Origin of the sequence: Actinomyces sp. 565, from assembly GCF_010365615.1 — a bacterium.
Classification (GTDB): domain Bacteria; phylum Actinomycetota; class Actinomycetes; order Actinomycetales; family Actinomycetaceae; genus Actinomyces.
This window is the reverse complement of the sequence record NZ_PIZD01000069.1, coordinates 31,669-32,406: the sequence shown is the minus strand read 5'-3', so window position 1 is coordinate 32,406 and position 738 is coordinate 31,669. Positions and strand designations below refer to the sequence as shown.

Sequence of the window (738 nt, the reverse complement as noted above, 5' to 3'; positions counted from 1 at the left end):
GATGAAGTCCTTGGTTAGTAGTACTTCTGGGCCTGGGGGCTGGCGGGTGATGCCGGAGCCGTCGGCTAGGAGGGTGGCTGCGTCGGTGGCGGTGACGGTGATGACCGTGGTGGTGCCGACGCCGGCCGCGGCGGCCGGGGCGGCGGGGTCTGGGGCGCATAACGCGGAGGCGTTTTTGGTGGAAAGGGCTGCGCCTAGGGTCGCGGTGCCGCACGTGCCGGGGTCTGCCTCGGTCTCGGGCGTGGCGTACTGGTTAGCCGTGCCACCGGCCCCGCCGGAGGGGTAGTAGCCCCCGCCGACCGGGGTGCCCGGGGTGGAGTAGGCCACCTCGTAGGACGTCCTACCCGTCACCGTCACAGAATTACCGTGCGTGTCAGTGTCAAACCTATGCTCAGAATGCGTGTCGGCGAATGCCGTTGGGGTGACGGCTATCCACAGCGAGAGTATTGTGGCGAACGTGGCACGGCATGCGTTGGCCTGGTATTTCATTCGGCGTCACCTTCCTCTTCTAGGTCGACTACTTCAACGGTCCAACTATGGGTGCTCCAATACAATTGAACCAATAAGACATCTTCGGTTCGTGTAATGCGTAGGGGAGGCTGGCCGTCTCCTGGATGCTGATCGCGGTCCTGGGATGTTACTTGTGTGCGTACGACGTAGCGGTTGGGGTCGTCCTGGTCGGTCCACCACTCCAGGGGGGTGATCTGTGGCTCCCACGGGTCGATCCACCCGCCTGCA

1 protein-coding gene and 1 pseudogene are annotated in these 738 nt (G+C 64.0%); both read right to left on the bottom strand.

All coding sequences use genetic code 11. The features are described 5' to 3' along the window. A pseudogene (locus GZ997_RS13065) lies at window positions 1-351 on the bottom strand (hypothetical protein); the annotation flags it as partial. A 134-nt stretch (window positions 352-485) separates the two neighbouring features. Continuing rightward, window positions 486-738, bottom strand: a 253-nt coding sequence (locus GZ997_RS12505; protein ID WP_203234236.1) for a hypothetical protein, incomplete at its 5' end; no start/stop codon positions are given.